Raw genomic sequence first — 1,226 nt, forward strand, 5'->3', positions numbered from 1 at the left:
TCAACGGATGCCGCAGGAAACACCGCTACGTGTACACAAGTAGTTACAGTAGTAGACAATATCAATCCAACGATCAGTGCTTGTCCATCGGCAGTGACGGTGAATGTAGATGCAGGCACGTGTACCGCAAGTGGGGTAAGTTTAGGAGCAGCCCCAACAGGCACAGACAACTGTGGTGTATCAACGATTACGAATGATGCGCCAGCAACCTTCCCAATCGGAGACACTACGGTGACTTGGACATCAACGGATGCCGCAGGAAACACCGCTACGTGTACACAAGTAGTTACAGTAGTAGACAATATCAATCCAACGATCAGTGCTTGTCCATCGGCAGTCACGGTGAATGTAGATGCAGGCACGTGTACCGCAAGTGGGGTAAGTTTAGGAGCAGCCCCAACAGGCACAGACAACTGTGGCGTACCAACGATCACGAATGATGCGCCAGCAACCTTCCCAATCGGAGACACTACGGTGACTTGGACATCAACGGATGCTGCAGGAAACACCGCTACGTGTACACAAGTAGTCACAGTAGTAGACAATATCAATCCAACGATCAGTGCTTGTCCATCGGCAGTCACGGTGAATGTAGATGCAGGCACGTGTACAGCAAGTGGGGTAAGTTTAGGAGCAGCCCCAACAGGCACAGACAACTGTGGTGTACCAACGATCACGAATGATGCGCCAGCAACCTTCCCAATCGGAGACACTACGGTGACTTGGACATCAACGGATGCTGCAGGAAACACCGCTACGTGTACACAAGTAGTTACAGTAGTAGACAATATCAATCCAACGATCAGTGCTTGTCCATCGGCAGTCACGGTGAATGTAGATGCAGGCACGTGTACAGCAAGTGGGGTAAGTTTAGGAGCAGCCCCAACAGGCACAGACAACTGTGGCGTACCAACGATTACGAATGATGCGCCAGCAACCTTCCCAATCGGAGACACTACGGTGACTTGGACATCAACGGATGCCGCAGGAAACACCGCTACGTGTACACAAGTAGTTACAGTAGTAGACAATATCAATCCAACGATCAGTGCTTGTCCATCGGCAGTCACGGTGAATGTAGATGCAGGCACGTGTACCGCAAGTGGGGTAAGTTTAGGAGCAGCCCCAACAGGCACAGACAACTGTGGTGTACCAACGATTACGAATGATGCGCCAGCAACCTTCCCAATCGGAGACACTACGGTGACTTGGACATCAACGGATGC

Annotated in this window: 1 protein-coding gene; it reads left to right on the forward strand. The window is 51.1% G+C overall.

All coding sequences use genetic code 11. The features are described 5' to 3' along the window. Positions 1-1,226 (forward strand): HYR domain-containing protein (locus C7447_RS14645; RefSeq protein ID WP_148871266.1); only part of this gene is annotated, 1,226 nt, incomplete at both ends.

It is taken from the genome of Tenacibaculum adriaticum, from assembly GCF_008124875.1.
Lineage (GTDB): Bacteria > Bacteroidota > Bacteroidia > Flavobacteriales > Flavobacteriaceae > Polaribacter > Polaribacter adriaticus.